Annotated in this window: 15 protein-coding genes and 1 tRNA gene; 7 read left to right on the top strand and 9 right to left on the bottom strand. The window is 65.1% G+C overall.

All coding sequences use genetic code 11. From position 1 onward, the window contains the following. Positions 1-261: 261 nt before the first annotated feature. A complete protein-coding gene (locus tag PCK14_RS10670; protein WP_269938476.1) occupies positions 262-3,684 on the top strand; it encodes a M66 family metalloprotease in 3,423 nt (1,140 codons plus the stop codon). A gap of 105 nt (positions 3,685-3,789) precedes the next feature. Here PCK14_RS10670 and PCK14_RS10675 read toward each other — a convergent pair whose 3' ends face one another. Then, complete coding sequence (locus PCK14_RS10675) at positions 3,790-4,566, bottom strand: VOC family protein (protein WP_269938477.1); 777 nt, start codon at positions 4,564-4,566, stop codon at positions 3,790-3,792. A gap of 152 nt (positions 4,567-4,718) precedes the next feature. Then, on the bottom strand, positions 4,719-5,207 hold the full coding sequence (locus tag PCK14_RS10680; protein WP_269938478.1) for a YajQ family cyclic di-GMP-binding protein: 489 nt from the start codon (positions 5,205-5,207) through the stop codon (positions 4,719-4,721). A 236-nt stretch (positions 5,208-5,443) separates the two neighbouring features. Between PCK14_RS10680 and PCK14_RS10685 the strand changes: the two genes are divergently transcribed. The 3 genes from PCK14_RS10685 (at position 5,444) to PCK14_RS10695 (ending at position 6,964) form a co-directional block, all read left to right on the top strand. Continuing rightward, positions 5,444-5,806 carry a hypothetical protein gene (locus tag PCK14_RS10685; protein ID WP_269938479.1) on the top strand — a complete coding sequence of 121 codons (363 nt, stop codon included), beginning with the start codon at positions 5,444-5,446 and terminating at the stop codon, positions 5,804-5,806. A gap of 187 nt (positions 5,807-5,993) precedes the next feature. Next, positions 5,994-6,075, top strand: a tRNA-Tyr gene (locus PCK14_RS10690). 109 nt (positions 6,076-6,184) lie between these two features. Beyond that, on the top strand, positions 6,185-6,964 hold the full coding sequence (locus PCK14_RS10695; RefSeq protein ID WP_269938480.1) for a hypothetical protein: 780 nt from the start codon (positions 6,185-6,187) through the stop codon (positions 6,962-6,964). 59 nt (positions 6,965-7,023) lie between these two features. On the opposite strand, the gene PCK14_RS10700 is transcribed toward PCK14_RS10695, so the two are convergent. Then, complete coding sequence (locus PCK14_RS10700; protein ID WP_269938481.1) at positions 7,024-7,266, bottom strand: hypothetical protein; 243 nt, start codon at positions 7,264-7,266, stop codon at positions 7,024-7,026. A gap of 190 nt (positions 7,267-7,456) precedes the next feature. Between PCK14_RS10700 and PCK14_RS10705 the strand changes: the two genes are divergently transcribed. The 3 genes from PCK14_RS10705 to PCK14_RS10715 all read left to right on the top strand — a co-directional run bounded on the left by PCK14_RS10705 (position 7,457) and on the right by PCK14_RS10715 (position 9,659). Next, positions 7,457-7,903 (top strand): MarR family winged helix-turn-helix transcriptional regulator, encoded by a 447-nt coding sequence (locus tag PCK14_RS10705; RefSeq protein WP_269938482.1) that lies wholly within the window; start codon positions 7,457-7,459, stop codon positions 7,901-7,903. A 150-nt stretch (positions 7,904-8,053) separates the two neighbouring features. Beyond that, positions 8,054-9,214, top strand: coding sequence for an MFS transporter (locus PCK14_RS10710; protein WP_442864701.1), 1,161 nt, complete (start codon positions 8,054-8,056; stop codon positions 9,212-9,214). 64 nt (positions 9,215-9,278) lie between these two features. Next, positions 9,279-9,659, top strand: coding sequence for a thioredoxin family protein (locus PCK14_RS10715; RefSeq protein ID WP_269938484.1), 381 nt, complete (start codon positions 9,279-9,281; stop codon positions 9,657-9,659). A 210-nt stretch (positions 9,660-9,869) separates the two neighbouring features. Here the strand turns inward: PCK14_RS10715 and PCK14_RS10720 are convergent, their stop codons facing one another. The 6 genes from PCK14_RS10720 to PCK14_RS10745 all read right to left on the bottom strand — a co-directional run bounded on the left by PCK14_RS10720 (position 9,870) and on the right by PCK14_RS10745 (position 15,695). Then, entirely contained in the window at positions 9,870-10,148 is a 279-nt protein-coding gene (locus PCK14_RS10720; protein ID WP_269938485.1) for a putative quinol monooxygenase, read from the bottom strand. 70 nt (positions 10,149-10,218) lie between these two features. After that, positions 10,219-10,962: a GolD/DthD family dehydrogenase gene (locus tag PCK14_RS10725; RefSeq protein ID WP_269938486.1), complete on the bottom strand. Its 744-nt coding sequence runs from the start codon at positions 10,960-10,962 to the stop codon at positions 10,219-10,221. Positions 10,963-10,964: 2 nt separating this feature from the next. Next, positions 10,965-11,423 (bottom strand): ribose-5-phosphate isomerase, encoded by a 459-nt coding sequence (locus tag PCK14_RS10730; protein WP_269938487.1) that lies wholly within the window; start codon positions 11,421-11,423, stop codon positions 10,965-10,967. Positions 11,424-11,455: 32 nt separating this feature from the next. Further along, the gene (locus tag PCK14_RS10735) at positions 11,456-13,180 is read right to left on the bottom strand and encodes a dihydroxyacetone kinase family protein (RefSeq protein ID WP_269938488.1); all 1,725 of its coding nucleotides are present in this window, start codon (positions 13,178-13,180) and stop codon (positions 11,456-11,458) included. 32 nt (positions 13,181-13,212) lie between these two features. Beyond that, complete coding sequence (locus tag PCK14_RS10740) at positions 13,213-14,517, bottom strand: RbtT/DalT/CsbX family MFS transporter (RefSeq protein WP_269938489.1); 1,305 nt, start codon at positions 14,515-14,517, stop codon at positions 13,213-13,215. 50 nt (positions 14,518-14,567) lie between these two features. Beyond that, positions 14,568-15,695, bottom strand: coding sequence for a zinc-binding dehydrogenase (locus PCK14_RS10745; RefSeq protein ID WP_269938490.1), 1,128 nt, complete (start codon positions 15,693-15,695; stop codon positions 14,568-14,570). Positions 15,696-15,798: the final 103 nt, after the last annotated feature.

Below are 15,798 nucleotides of genomic sequence, written 5' to 3' on the forward strand. Positions count from 1 at the left end.
TAACAAATCTTGCTTCCGGGCCATCAAAAGGGCCGGCAACAGTGCTATTTTCTTCACAGGCAGCTGGTGGGGGCCAGCAGCTGTGGGCGGTGTCCGTGCGCCCGCGTTGGATCCTTTCGTCCTATCTGGACGGTGCGCTTCAAGCCACGATTTCTACGCCGGGTGCTGTGCCCACGGGTGCAGCCACCCCTGACACCTAGGAACGCAGTGAAGAAAACTCCGCCTTTTACAGGCCCAAAAAGAAATGCCACCGGCAAGGCAATGCTCACGGGAGCCGTCCTTGCCATGATGGTGGGCGGCACACTTCCCGCCACCGCAGCTCCCGCCGTTCCGCTGAATGCGTCGGCGTTTGTGCTGGCCGCCGGAACTGCCGCCATCGACATCAGCGGCGTGAGCATCACCGGCCAGCTCACGGATGTCACCCGCGATGTCCTGCTGAACCCGTACACCGTGGGTGAAAAGGTCAACTACACCTTCAAGGTCACCAACGGCCGTGCCCAGACCGTGACGGTGGTCCCGCTTTCCGGGGACTTCAAGCCGTTCATCCCGGCCGACGGCGGCGGAAACTGCCGCTACATGAACCTGCTGGCCGGTGCCAGCTACAACTGCACCACGGCCAAGCACACGGTCACGGCTGCCGACCTGGCCGCGGGCTTCTTCAACACCACCACCTCATGGCAGGTTGGCAGCGAGACCAAGACGCTTTCGACGCCGGCCGTGAACCTGCGTGCCGGTGCCGCCACGGCCGTTGGCCAGCTGAGCATTTCCGGGACGCCGACCAACCCGCAACGCAACACAACAACCTCGCCATATGCCGTGGGCGAGGCCGTCGACTACACCTTCACGATCCGCAACAACGGCTCCAGCGCCGTGGAGGTGGCCGCGGTTGCCGGTGCGTTTGCGCCGTTCCTGCCCGCCGACGGCGCAGGCAATTGCAGCCAACCCAGCCTCGCCGCGGGGGCAAGCTACAGCTGCACCACCGCCAAGCACACGGTGACCCGCGAGGAACTGGACAGGGGCTACTTCCTGCCCGTCACCTCATGGCGCGCGGACACGGCAACAATTGCCGTCACCACCGACCCCGTCAAACTCGGGACACCCTTGGAGGACCCGGCGGCCGGCTACCTGAACGCCGCTCCCGCGGACCGCGGGCTGGGCTTCCACGACGTGGACAAGACTGGCGCGCCGCGGGCCATCCGCAACGACCTGTCCGCCGGCCCGCTGACCGGCATGGTGGAATTTGCCCAAAGCCTCACCGTCAACCCGGCCGGAAACGACGCCGCGGAGATGCCTGACCTGGTGGCAGAACGCCAGGCACTCCTGCTCTTCACACCGTCGCAGGCCACCAGCAGCGTCAGCGTCGCGGCCAGCGTCAAGGGCGTTGCCAAGGGCGTGTTCACGCTCAAGGCGCCTGCCTCACTGCCCGAAACCGATGCAAACTTCCCGGCCGGGCGTCCGTCCGTGGTGTACTCCAAGCGGGCGTGGAGCGTTGACCTGCCGTGGGATGTGGTTGTCCCGGGCCTGGCGTTGACGTTCACGGCGGCCGACGGCGGCACCGGCACCCTCCCGGCGTCGAACATCACCATGGTCCCGCCGTCAGAACTTGTCATCAACAACATTGAACTGGGCATGCTGACCACCCCGAACATGAACGGGGACCACGCGTTCATCAACAAGCCGGCGCAGTCGGCGGCCGACTACTTCCAGACGATTCCGGTGTCCAAGCTGGTCATGGCCAAGTATGAATCGGTGCAGTTGAACAAGGTCATCGTGGCCAACGGAAACATCTACACCCCGGAGAACCCGTCGGTGACCAACGGCGATGTGTACTCGGGCGACATGCGCGAGAACGTGGGCAAGGCCCAGGTCTCCACGGGCATCAACCTGGCCAACTTTGGCCAGACCTCCGGGCCCATGAACCAGCAGCAGCCGTCCCTGTACAACCAGCGGATCATCCACCACTCGGCGGGCCTGTACGCCAACGGTCGTGCCGAACATGGCCTGTCCGGCGGCAACGGCATGGCCACCATTTACTCCTCTAGCGGCAACGAGCTCAGCCACGAACTGGGCCACTCCTACGGCCTGGGGCACTACCCTGGCCAGAACTCCTCGCTGCCGGGGGATGCTGCAACCATCAACGCCACGCACCATGCGGATTCCGGCTGGGGCTGGAACGCCTACCGCGGGGCCCTGCGCAGCAACTTGCGCATGGGTGATTACCAGCCCGACGGCGTGAGCATCAACAACCTGCCGTTCACACAGACCTTTGGCGGCGCCTACAACTACCTGGTGGATGCCATGTCCGGCGGCTGGGTGGAGAGCAAGTACTCGAACTACACCCTGCACACCGGCTACAGCGCGGACAGGATCCAGGAGTCATGGACCAACGTGGTCCCGGATTTGGCCTACCCCAGCGGCTACCGCAACTGGGACGCGGCAACCCAGGGCTACGTGGACGCCAAGGTGCTCAACCCCGCGTTCAACTCGCTGCGCCCCACAGCCGTGGGCGTGCCCGTGGTGACGCTGCTGGGCGGCTATGTGCCGGCCGACTCCTCCAAAGCGGTGCTGTACCCGGCCTTCCGCTCCAACTGGGGCAACGCCTTCAACTACCCGGCACCCGTGCTGGATGGTCCGGCTGCCACCCGGGTGTGCTGGATGGATGTTGACTTCCAGGACGGTTCCGCCAAGGCGTTTGCGCTCAGCGGCGGCGTCAGCGGGGTTCCCGTGGGCAACGCCCTGCAGTTCAACATCAACATTGCCCAGGCCGATGCACCCACGGGTGCCCAGCTGTCCTGCAGGCAGAACGGTGTCACCAGCCAGTACGGCAACCGGATCGACATCGCCACGGACAGCCCGGCCATGCCGGCGGCCGAGACGATTGGCCAGGAGGCCGGCTACACGGCAGTGCGCGACGCCGAGCTGCCGGCCCTGCAGGCGGAACTCGAGTCCCTCGCCGCCAGCGCCTTCCCGCTGCTGGGGACTGGTTCCAGCGTGGCCCTGGCCACGTGGCAGGGCAGCCTGGATCTGCTGAGCCCTGCCGCCAAGACCGTGGCACAGAAAATCCTGGCCCTTGATGCCGCGGCAGGCAACGCGGAGAAGTTTGTCCGCTACTACCAGGACACCATGGGCTCCGCCGCCACACAGCAGAGGTTCAAGGAACTGCTGGGCAATTCCGGGCTGACGCCCTCGGCCGCCACGCCCGTGGTTCCCGCCGGCTCCGCCATCAAGGTGGATATTGGCAACAGCGGGGTGGCAGCCGGCTACTGCCTCAAGCTCTACACGAATGCCGATGGTTCGCTCGAGGCCCGGGTTCCCACGGGGGACATGGTGGCCACCGAATGCACGGGCGCAGCCAACGAGAGGTGGGTCATGGACGCCCGCGGTGCCGTGCACAGCGTTGCCCGCCCGGATCTGTGCATCACCAGCACCAACCCGAGCAGGCCAAGCAACTGCGACGCATCCAATGTGTCCCAGCAATGGATATACACGGCCGACGGCCACCTGAACTCGGTGGCCTCGCCCGGCTACTCCGTCGACCTGAACCGGGCCACGCGGCTGCCCATCCTGTACCAAACCTCAGGGGGCAGCAACCAGAAATGGGTTGGCCTGGGCAACACCACGGTGCCGGCATTGGTGGCGCTCGATGCGGCGACGTTGAAAAAGTTGGGGGAGCTGGGACTCTAACGCCCGGTTACAAGAAAAAGGACCGCCCGCACGCACCGTGAAGGTGCGTGCGGGCGGTCCTTATGACTGTGGGGGTTCTCTTGAAATGCCTAGGCCAGGGGCTGGCTAGGCCAGGGGCTGGATCAGCTTGAACATGGCGCCCGTGCAGTCGGTGAGCCCGGCAAGCCGGCCGTAGGGGGTGTCCTCGGCCTCGTTGATGACCGTGGCACCCAAGGTCAGGGCCTTCGCCACGGAGGCATCGGCGTCGTCCACCTGGAAGTAAACCTCCCAGTGGGAGGGCACCTCGTCGGGAAGGTAGCCGGCGGCATCCATGACGCCGGCCAGCTCCTTCTCGCCGTCAACCAGGGTGGTGTAGCGGAACTCCGGGCTGTCGCCCATGACCTTGGGGGTCAGGCCAAAGACGCCCGTGTAGAAGTCGACGGCGGCCGGGTAGTCCTTGCTGTGCAGCTCGTGCCAGGCCGAGGCGCCGTTTTCCTCGTGGGCCTGGAAGCCCGTGTGCCCGCCGAATTCCCAGAGCCCAATGGACGCGCCGCCGGGATCGCCGAGCATGGCCATCTTCCCTTGTTCCGGCACCTCCATGGGATCCATGTAGGCGATGGCCCCGGCGTCCTTGGCGGAGGCCACGGCCGCGTCGATGTCGTCAACGCGCAGGTACGTGCTCCACATGTCCGGGTAGCCCTGGCCATCTTCCTGGCTCTGCATCAGGCCGGCAACGCTCTTGCCGTCCTTGTACGCCATGGTGTAGCCGCCGTACTTTTCCTCATCCCCGGTTTCGTAGTTCCAGCCGAACAATGCGGTGTAAAACTCCTGGGACTTCGCCATGTTGGAGGTCATCAGGTCAATCCAGCACGGTGCGCCGGCGGGGAATTCTTGCTCGGTCATGGTCACTCCTGGTTGTGGAGAAAGGGGGAACAATTCAAGAGCCTATGCCCGGGAAAGGTCCGCCACAAGGGCAAAAAGGCGCCCGCACACTGGGAATTCACCGGGTGTTCGCCGGTGGGTTCCAGTGCGCGGGCGCCTTGGGTTGCTGCGGACTAGCGCAGGTTCACGAACTGCAGGTCCGCGTCCTCAAACTTGCGCAGCAGGGCCATGACATCCTGCAGGTCGTCGCGGCTCTTGGAGCTCACGCGGAGTTCGTCGCCCTGGATGGTGGACTTGACGCCCTTGGGGCCCTCGTCGCGGATGAGCTTGTTGATCTTCTTCGCCACGTCCTGGGCGATGCCCTCCTTGATTTCGGCTTCAAGGCGGTATTCCTTGCCGGATGCAAAGGGCTCGCCGGCGTCGAGGGACTTCAGGGAGATGCCGCGCTTGATCAGCTTGGATTCGAAAACGTCCATGACGGCCATGACGCGCTCTTCGGAGTTGGCCTTGATCAGGATCTTTTCGCCGCTGAAGTCGATCTCAGCGCCGACCCCCTTGAAGTCGTAGCGCTGGATGACTTCCTTCTGGGCCTGGTGCAGCGCATTGGCCACCTCCTGCTTGTCGACCTTGCTGACGACGTCAAACGTTGACTCACTTGCCATGATTGCTCCACCTTCCAAAAAATATGGGCGATTTACTTGGATCTAAGCCTATCGCCCGAGGGCCCCAAGTCGAGCGAAGCGAGATTTGGGAGGGCGCGAGGCGCTATCGCGCGAGGGGCGCAAGTGGGGAGTAGGGGGATTTGCCGCTCACAGAATCCTCGTAGGGTCCCTACGGCAACTGCACATGTGGCCTCGGCATAGTTGCTTGTGTAGAGACCGCCACACCAGGAGGAACGATGTCTGCCAACGGAACCGAACCCCACCCAGCTGCAAAAGCCGCCGCACTGCCTCTGACGGGGTTGCCCGCCATCGGAACCGGGCCCAAGGTTGCCAGGAAATCCGTTGCAACCACCATGGCCGCCGTCACCCTGGCCGCTGCAGCAGTTTTGGGGGCGCCAGGCCTGGTGGGCGGCAGCGCCCCGACTCTTGACCCGGCGAGCATCATTGCATCCCCGCCGAACTCCACGGAGCAGCGCATTGCCGGGGTCCATGAGGACATGGCGCGCGCCGTTGCGCTGCAGCAGGTCACGGCCGAACAGGCTGCCTTCCTGGAACGCCAGCTTGTCCGCCGGATCCAGGGCGGCACGGCGGATGCCTGAGCGGGCCGGACAGGCAATCCGAACTCAGCGATTGGAGCAGGAAATGTACCGCCACCAACCTGGAATTTGGCCGAACTGAGGCGCTGAGAGCGCTCGATTTTATTCTTGAGCAAATCCCCTGTATTGTTTTACTGCTCCCACTTGCTGGGGGCGAAAGTCGGACCTGAAGCTGGGTTTGGCTGGCCATGGCAGATTACCCGAGTGGCCAAAGGGGGCTGACTGTAAATCAGCTGGCAACGCCTTCACTGGTTCGAATCCAGTATCTGCCACCGCACCGGAAAACCCGGAACCAAGCGATCTTCGCCTGGTTCCGGGTTTTTTGTTTCCCGGATCTTGCCCGGCACCTCCGTGCGGGCCGGGGCGAACTACAGTTAAGGCATGGAATATCTGGTGCCGCTGCTCATTGTGCTTGTCATTGTCATTGCCGCAGTTGTTGCTGTTCGGCTGCTGGGCCGGCGCAACAGGCCAGCCGGCAACAAGACTGGCAACCAGGCCGTCGGCGGCCCCCGCCGGGGCCGCGAGCCCACCCGTGAAGATGCCGTTGAAGCCAGTTCCCGCCTGAGTCCTCAGGAGCATCGCAGGATTTACTCCATGATCGCGCAGGGCCAGGTGCTCAATGCCGTGAAGGAGTACCGCAAGGCCACTCGCCTGGGGCTCGGAGAGTCTGCCGCCGCCGTGGCGGCCCTGGCACAGTTCCCGCAGCCCACGCCGGAACCGGTCGTGCCTGCCGTTTCCGCTGATCCTTCCGCCGCCGGGGACGCCCCGGCAGGTGACGGGACCCCCGCAACGGTGGAGGTTGTCCCCGGCCTGCCGCCCATGGACGCGAATTGGACGGTGGAGGACATCATCAATGCCGCCCCCGTGGATGCGCCATCCCCGGCTCCGGAAGCAGCTCTTCCATCGGCGGCTGTGCAGGCTGCTGCCCAGCAGGTGCCTAACCCCGTGGCCGGCAGCTACCGCTACCGCGCCATAGTTTCCAGGGGCAATGACGTGCGTGAGGTTGCCAGCACCCGGTTGAATGAGCAGGTGTTTGACGCCATCAAGGAGTTGGCCCGGGCAGGGGACAGGGATGGGGCCGCAGCGCTGCTGCGCGGCCACGCCGAGATCGGGGCGGCGGAGGCCCGGGAGTTTGTGGACATGATCGGCCCGGAAGACTAGATCGAATTGCAGAAGCGCCCGGTCCCCAAAAGGGGCCGGGCGCTTTTTTTGTGTGCGGTTTAGCTGGCCCGCTGTTCGCTTTCGAGCACGAATCCGTCCTGGTGGTGGATCAGCTGGCGGCCCATGCCGGCGTCGAGCTGGATCCACAGGCACTGGCGGTCGTTGGACAGTGTCTCCACGCGGCCGGACAGCCGCCATCCGCGGCTGTTTACCAGGGCCACGGGCTCGTCCTTGGCCAGGACTGGCCACACGTCATGGTGCTCGGGGTCGATGAAAGCTCGGTGGTGAATGGGGCGTGTCATGGGGTCTCCTGGTGTGAAAGTCATCGCTGCTTCCTTGAAATCGTTAGTCAACACCCCCAGCTTGGGTGAAACAGGTGAACTCCCTGTGAACTTGGTGTGTCCGCGTGTCCAAGAATCCATGAAGGTGCGTCTGGCTGTTTTGTCACAGGTACTTGACTGTTAGGTAGCCTAATAGTTAGGCTACCTAATTATGAACGAAAGCCAGCTTGAACTTGCCCGCCGCTACCGCGACATCCTGCGCCAGGCCGTGTTCCTGGTCCGTTCCATGGATCCCGAGGGTGACCTCAGCATTGCGCACTTGAGCACGCTGAACATGGTCGCCGAGGAGCCCCTGCGGGTGGGCGCCATTGCGCGCAACTCCGGCATCAGGGTGCCCAGCGCCACCGAGCAGGTCATCAAGCTTGAGACTGCCGGCCTGGTGGAACGCGTCGCCGACCCCGACGACGCCCGGGTGGTCCTTGTCCGGCTCACCGAGCAGGGACAGGCCATGCGGGCGAAGGAAAACAAGCACCGCAATGCGGCCATGGCGAGGGCCCTGGAAACCCTCAACGAGGGGGAGCGGGATGCCATTTCCGTCGCCATCCCCGCCATTGCCAAGCTCAATGAGGCCTTGGCAAAGCAGTCCGCTGCCGGCTGAAGCAGCCGCCCATCTCGGCCGCGTGCTGGGCCCGGGCGCCCGGCGTCGAACTTTATGAAGAAACCAAACAAGGAGAAAACAGTGCAGGCCAGTGCCGCAACGGACACACACCACCAAGGTGGCGGGGCGCTCCAATCGGAAAAGTCGTCAATGCTCAAGCAGCCCAAGGCGGTGTGGGCGGTGGCTTTCGCGGCCGTCTTCGCGTTCATGGGGATCGGGCTGGTGGACCCCATCCTGCCGGCCATCGCCGAGAACCTGAAGGCCACGCCCAGTGAGGTCTCGCTGCTGTTCACGAGCTACTTCCTGGTCACGGCCATCGCCATGCTGGTCACCGGATTTGTGTCCTCGAGGATCGGCGGCAAGAAGACCCTGCTGATCGGCCTGGGCATCATCGTGGTGTTCTCCGCCCTTTCCGGGATGTCCAACTCGGTGGATGCGCTGGTGGGCTTCCGGGCCGGCTGGGGCCTGGGCAACGCGCTGTTCGTGGCCACCTCCCTTGCCGTCATGGTGGGCGTAGCCTCCGGCGGCGCGGCCACGGCCATCATCCTGTACGAGGCCGCACTGGGGCTGGGCCTCTCGCTCGGCCCGCTCATGGGCGCCCTGCTGGGTGGCTGGCAGTGGCGTGCACCGTTCTTCGGCACCGCAACCGCCATGGCCATCGCCTTCATCCTGCTGGTGGTGCTGCTGCCCAAGACCCCGGCCCCCGCCGTGAAGACCCGGCTGCGCGACCCCCTGCTGGCCCTGGGCCACAAGGGCCTGCGCACCACGGCCGGCAGTGCACTTTTCTACAACTACGGCTTCTTCACCATCCTGGCGTTCGTGCCGTTCATCCTGGGCTTTGACGCCTACGGAATCGGAGCCGTGTTCTTCGGCTGGGGCGTGGCCGTGGCCGTGTTCTCCGTCTTCGTGGCCCCCGTGGTGCAGCGCCGCTTCGGCGCCACCACGTCACTGACCGCCTCCCTGCTGGGCCTCATGCTGATCCTGGCCGGCCTGGCACTTTCCGCCGGGCACTCCGTCACGGTCATCGTGGTGCTGACCATTGCCTCCGGCGCCCTGCTGGGCATCAACAACACGCTGTTCACCGAAATGGCCATGTCCGTCTCGGATTCGCCGCGCCCCGTGGCCAGCGCCGGCTACAACTTTGTGCGCTGGATGGGCGGGGCCCTGGCACCATTCCTGGCCGCCAAGATCGCCGAGCACTCCTCCGCAGCCGTGACGTTCTGGGTGGCCGCGGCAATGGTGCTGGTCAGTGCTGCCGTGATCTTCGGTGGGCGCAAGTTCCTCACCGCGCACCAACCCCACGGCGTGTAGCCGGGGCTCACGCGCTCAGCGAAACCGGTAGCCATGGTTTCTGCGGTCACGTACCGTGGAAACCATGGCTACAGTTGAAATCACCACAGAATCTTTTGGACCCACCATTGAAGGCAACGACATTGTGATCGTTGATTTCTGGGCGTCCTGGTGCCAGCCCTGCGTGCGCTTTGCGCCCACCTTTGAGGCTGCCTCCGAGAAGCACGACGACGTCGTGTTCGGCAAGGTCGACACCGAGGCACAGCAGCAGTTGGCTGCCGAAGCCAACATCACCTCCATCCCCACGCTGATGGCGTTCCGCGAAAAGGTGCTTGTCTTCGCCCAGCCCGGCGCCCTGAACGGCACCCAGCTGGACTCGGTCATCGACGCCGTCAAGGCCCTGGACATGAAGGAAGTCCACGCAGCCGTGGCCGCCAAGCAGGCCGAGGCGCCGGCAGCCGAGTAGGCGCCGGACCCGCAGCAACAAATGAGGCCCGTCACCTTCCGGTGACGGGCCTCATTGCGCTGGCGGGTCGGGCCGCCGTCGGGCTTTCAGCGCCGAGTCTGACGGAGCGTGGTCGAATCCGACGTTGCGCAACGTCTCTGCGGACGCTTTCCGTCAGACTCGGGAAATCACGCGTTGCTTTCCGTCAGACTCGGCGGCAGGGTGCCTCGGTTAGAGGCGGACCAGCTGGACGGGCTCGGCCAGCAGGGCGCTGAGGGACTCGTTGAGGTCCTGCACGGCGATGCCCTTGCTGTGCTGGTCCAGGTCTTCCTGGGACGCCCACTGCTCGGTCAGCACAATCTTCTCTTCCGATTCCTCGGTGATTTCGTACTGGATGCAGCCGGCCTCTTCCACGACCTGCTCGATGGCAATCTCGAGTGCAAGCTTCACGCGGAAGAACTCGTCCTCGTTGGGGATGAAAGTGGCCTGTAGGTTGATGATCTCGCTCATGGAAACAGCCTAGGCGATGCGGCCGTGCGGACGGGAAGCCGTCCCGCAGTGTGGGCCGTACCGGGTGCGGCTAGATGCTGGAGTAGCCGCCGTCGATCAGTATGTTCTCGCCCGTGATCATGCCTGCGTTCTCACCGGCCAGGTAGGCGATGAGGGAGGCCACCTCCTCCGGCTGGGCAAACCGGCCCGTGGGAATCCGCTTTTTCAGGTCCTCGCCCTTCTCGCCGGCCCAGGCCAGTTTGCCCAGGGGCGTTTCGACCACGGTGGGGGACACGGCGTTGACCGTGACGCCCCGCGGCGCCCATTCCATGGACAGGACCTTGGTCATGCCGAGGATGGCGGCCTTGCTGGCGCAGTAGGCCACGTGCTCATCCAGACCTATGACGCTGGCCTGCGAGGCAAGGTTGATGATGCGCCCGTAACCGGCTTCCGTCATGGCCCGGCCCGCGGCCTGGGCCATCTTGAAGCTGGCCGTGAGGTTCACGGCGAGCGTTGCATCCCACTTTTGTTCGCTCAGCTCCAGGGCCTTGTCCAGCAGCACGATGCCGGCGGAGTTGACCAGGACGTCCACCTTGCCGGCGGCAGCCAGGACCTGGCCGATCGTGGCGGTTCCCGCGCCCTCGGCGGTCAGGTCCCGGGCGATGCCCTGGTGCCCGCTGCCTGGCAGCTTGGCCATCTCCGCATGGACCGTTTCACTGAGGTCCACGCCGAATACCTGGGCCCCGCGTTCGGCGAAGTGGCGCGCCACCGAGTTTCCAATGCCGCTGGCGGCGCCTGTGACGACGACCGTGCGGCCGGCAAATGTCTGCTCCATGGCTATGCCTCGTAACCGCAGATGGCGTCGACCTTGTCGGCCGAGGCGCTGGATGAATCAAAGGAGTACCCCAGCCATTCTGCAGCGAGCCGGCGGGCCAGCTCCACGCCGATGACGCGCTGGCCCATGCACAGGACCTGGGCGTTGTTGCTCAGCACGGAGCGCTCCACGGAGAAGGAATCGTGGGCAGTCACGGCGCGGATGCCCTTGACCTTGTTCGCGGCAATGGCCACGCCCAGGCCGGTGCCGCAGAACAGGATGGCCCTGTCGGCGAATCCGTCGGCCACGAGCTTTGCCGCGTTGACGGCGATGTGGGGGTAGGCGGTTTTGTCGTTGGGGTCCACGCCAACATCGATGACCTCGGCGACCAGGCCGTTGGCGGCCAGGTCCTTCTTGATGATCTCCTTGTAGTCGACTCCGGCTTCGTCGCAGCCGATGACAACGCGCAATTTCTGGTTCATGGTGGGTTCCTTAGCTTTTGTTCGGTTGTGGGTCAGGCGCGTCCGGCAGCTGCCGGCAGCCCTGACAGCGCAGTGACCAGAAGCGCCAGGGACGTTGCGCCGGCATCCGGCGTGCCCACGGACTTGGCTGCCAGCGGACGGGCCCGGCCCAGCTTGGGGCTCAGGGCGGCGGTGGCCGCGGCCTGCTCCGTGGCGGTGGCGGCTGCCCCCTGCCAGGCGGCGTCGAATTCAACCCCTTCGGAGACGGCGGCCTCGAGGGCTTCAGTGAAGGGCAGCAGGGCGTCCACGAGTGTCTTGTCGCCGATGGTTGCGCGGCCCAGCTCGATGATGGCGTCGGCAAATGCATGCGCTGCCGCCACATAGTGTTCGGGGGTGTAGCTGGGGCGGTTGTTCTCCAGGGTGGTTCCGGCGGCCTCCAGGGCGGCTCCCCACAGCACTCCCGAGGTGCCTCCGGCTTCTTCGGCCCAGGCCTGGCCCGCACGCTGCAGCACCCATGCGGCCCCGGCACCACCGCCGGCGGCCTGGCGGGCAGTCCGCAGTGCCGCGTCGACGCCCTTGACCATGCCGCGGCCGTGGTCGCCGTCGCCGGCAACGGCATCGATCTCGCCCAGGCGCTGCTCGTGTTCATGCAGCGTCGCGGCCATGATTTCAAGGCCGGACACCACGGCGCCGGCCAGCCGGGCCGAGGCCCCGGAATACTCCGGGGCCACAGCTGCATCCAGTTCCGCCTCTGCGCCATCTTGGGCGAACGCCTCCAATGCTGCGACGGGGGCCGCCTGCTTGCGGTAGGCGGGGGTGTAGGCGTCCGCCTTCCAGAACGTCTCAAGTTCCTCGTCGAGCCACATGAGCGTCAGCGAGGTGCCGCCCATGTCCAGGCTGGTCACCAGCTCGCCCACTTCCACATCCACCAGTTCCAGGCCGGCGGCGCGCAAACGCCGCGAGACGGGCCCCCATAGCAGGAACAGTTCCTCATACTTGGTGGTGCCGAGGCCGTTGAGGATCACTCCCACCCTGTTTCCTGCGCCGGCTGGGGCGGTGGCGAGCAGCTTCTCCACCAGCATGTCCGCGAGTGCGGAGGCCGTGGGCATGGGTTCGTCGCTGATACCGGGCTCCCCGTGGATGCCCAGGCCCAGGCCCAGGTGCCCCTCGGGAACGTCAAAGAGCGGCTTGTCGGCGCCCGGCATGGTGCAGCCGGTGAAGGCGACGCCGAGCGTGCGCGTTGCGGTGTTGGCCGCCCGCCCGGCACGTTCGACGCCGTCGAGGTCCAGGCCCGCGGCGGCCGCGGCGCCCATGACCTTGAAGACCGTGAAGTCCCCGGCGATGCCGCGGCGCTTTGCCTCGTCGTCGGCCGAGGCGATGTCGTCGGTGACCACAACGATGCGGGTGTCGATGCCTTCCTTGCGGAGGCGCTCGGCCGCAATGCCGAAGTTCATGTTGTCGCCGGCATAGTTGCCAAAGCTGAGCACCACGCCGCGGCCCTGGTTGGCAGCCTTGGCCACGGAATACACCTGGGCCGCCGACGGCGAGGTGAAGATGTTCCCCACCACGGCGCCGGTGGCGAATCCTGTTCCGACGAGCCCGGCGAAGGCCGGGTAGTGGCCGGATCCGCCGCCAATGACCACAGCCACCTGCGGTTCGCCGGCGCGGAGGGCAACGGCCCCGCCGGCCACTCCGCGCAGGCGGTCCGAGTAGATGTCCAGGAAGCCCTCAAACTGGTCGTCCGAAAAATCTGCCGGTGAATTGAATATCTTGGTCATTGCTGCTCCAGGTTTGTCTAGCTTGGGTTTTCTCAGTGTTGGCGGTTGCGGGAAGAGTCTTCCGGCACCTTGAGGAAGTTGGTCAGGGCGAAGGCCACGCCGTAGAGGGCGACGAAAGCCCAAACGACGCCGGTGTTCCCGCCCCAGGGCAGGACGATGGCGACGACGGCGGCACCCAGGAAGGCTGCGCCCCCGGCGGCCGTGGTGTACATGGCCATGGCGGCACCTTGGTGGGTGGGTGCCAGTGCCGGCATGATGGCGCCCATGGGCACAAAGCCGGCCAGCAGGATTCCGAAAACGACGCCAGCCAGGACCGACAGCCAGTAGCCCCAGTCGGAGCCGGGGGCCACCAGGTGCGGCACGTACCACCAGGCCAGCAGGCCAAGGGCGGAGCCCAGGATGCCGAACCAGCGGACAGTGCGCACCCAGCCCCATTTGTCTCCAATGGCGCCGAAAACTGCGTTGAAGGCAATGTTGGAGGCGTAAACAATGACTGTCATCATGAGCCATTGGGTCTGCGTCCAGCCCAGCTGGCCGCCAATGACGGCTGGCAGGATGACAAACATGCCGTACTGCGGGGCCGTGTTGATCAGGCGGACAATGAAGCCGGCCAGAACACGCGGTTCGGTGCGCAGCAGCCGGAGGCCGGAAGTGAGAACTTTGGCGGTGGACTCGTGGGCGGGGGCGCTGCGCTGCGAGCCGCTCGGCTCCTTCACACCGAACCACACCAGGGCAAAGCCAAGCGTCACCAGGGCGATCGATGCCCAGAGCGTCTTGCTTTCACCCGTTGCCCCGCCGCCGAAGGTGGGGATGAAGACCAGGGCAAACAGCGAACCAAAGGTGGGCAGGCCGCCGGTGAACATGACGTAGAACCAGCCAACGGCCGTGCCCTTGCTTTTGGTGGGGGCAACGTTGTTGATCCACACCAGGAAGGCGAAGGCAAACAGCGGGTAGCCGAGGCCGCGGAAGAAGTAGGTGGCGAAGATGGCCGTGGCCGAACCTGTTCCCAGGCTAAACAGGAACAGGACTTCAAAGACCACCCAGCAGGCGAAGCCCAGGGCCATGACCCGGCGCGGCCCCACCAGGTCGGACAGGGCGCCGGAAAGGTAGGAGGCAACCGTGACGGCGACGCCGTAGAGCATGATGATGGTTGGCACCAATGCGGCCTGGCTGCCCAGGGCGTTGGCCATGTGGGGGGAAATGAAGTTGGATTCAACACCGTTTCCGGTCATGAAGACCAGGACTGCCAGGAAGCCCCAGCGCAGGGAGTGCGGAATGCCGATCCGGTCGAGCCAGGTTTCCGCCGCCACGAGTGGCCGGCCGCTTAATGCTGTCATGGAAAACGCCTTTGTTTTGATGGGAATGGTGGAAGGGTGTGGCTGGGAGGCTAGTTTGCGGCGCCCGGCAGAATGGAGACCTTGACGGAGGCACCGGCTGTGTCGGCAACCAGGTCCAGGGCTTCCTGGAACTTGTCCAGGGGGAACTGGTCGGTGCAGATCTCATCGAGGGGCAGGATGCCGGACTCGATCATCTTGATGGCGGCCGGCCAGCAGTGCGGGCCCAGGTGGGCGCCGCGGACGTCGAGTTCCTTGTCATCGCTGATGATGGACCAGTCCACGGTGACGTCGGAGCCGAACACTGAGTATTCGACGTAGGTGCCCAGCTTGGCCAGCAGGTTCAGCCCCTGCCCGACGGCGGACGGGTGGCCGGTGCCCTCGATGTAGACGTCGGCCCCATAGCCGTCAGTCATGTCCTTGATGATCTGGACGGCGTCCTCGCGCCCGACGTTGATGACCATGTCCGCGCCGCACTTGGTGGCCAGGGCCAGCTTGTCGTCTGACATGTCCAGGGCGATGACCTTCAGCGGGTTCTTGGCCTTGGCGCCGGCAACCATGCCCAGGCCGATGGGGCCACAGCCGGCGATGACCACGACGTCGTTGAACTTGATCTCGGCGCGCTCCACGGCATGCAGTGAGCAGGAGAGGGGTTCGGCGAAGGCTGCGTGCGCCGGTGCGAGGTCCTTGGAAACCTTGTGGGTGAGGGCCTTTGTGGGGACCAATACGTATTCGGCCATTGCGCCGTTGTAGTTGCGGAAGCCGAACATGTCGTGGGGGCCGCACATCCAGTACTGGCCGCGGACGCAGTAGCGGCACTCGCCGCAGGGCACGATCTGCTCGCAGGCAATCCGATCGCCGACTTCCAGGCCGTGGTGGGCCAGGCCGGCGCCGTCGCCGAGGACCACGGTGCCAATGAATTCGTGTCCGGGCGTGACGCCGGCCTGTGCCCATGCGGGGCGGTTCTCATCGCCCCAGAACTTCGGTGCACCGTGGTAGCACTTCAGGTCGCTGGCGCAGACGCCCACTGCCTCAACCTTGATGAGCAGTTCGCCCGGGCCGGGGACGGGGACGGGAAGTGTTTCCAGTACGTAGTTTTCGGGGCCGTGGACAACCACGGCTTGCATGGTGGTGGGCAGGGACGTGGATGCGGCAACGGTTTCAACAGCGGTGGTGGTCATTGTTTTCTCCAGTGGAAGTGTGATGCAGGTCAATGATTCAAGTGTGAATCCGCCCTGAACAAATGTCAAGAACATAATTTCTGAAACCCTGAACCGTGAAATT

Source organism: Arthrobacter sp. HY1533 (assembly GCF_027568515.1).
GTDB lineage: Bacteria > Actinomycetota > Actinomycetes > Actinomycetales > Micrococcaceae > Specibacter.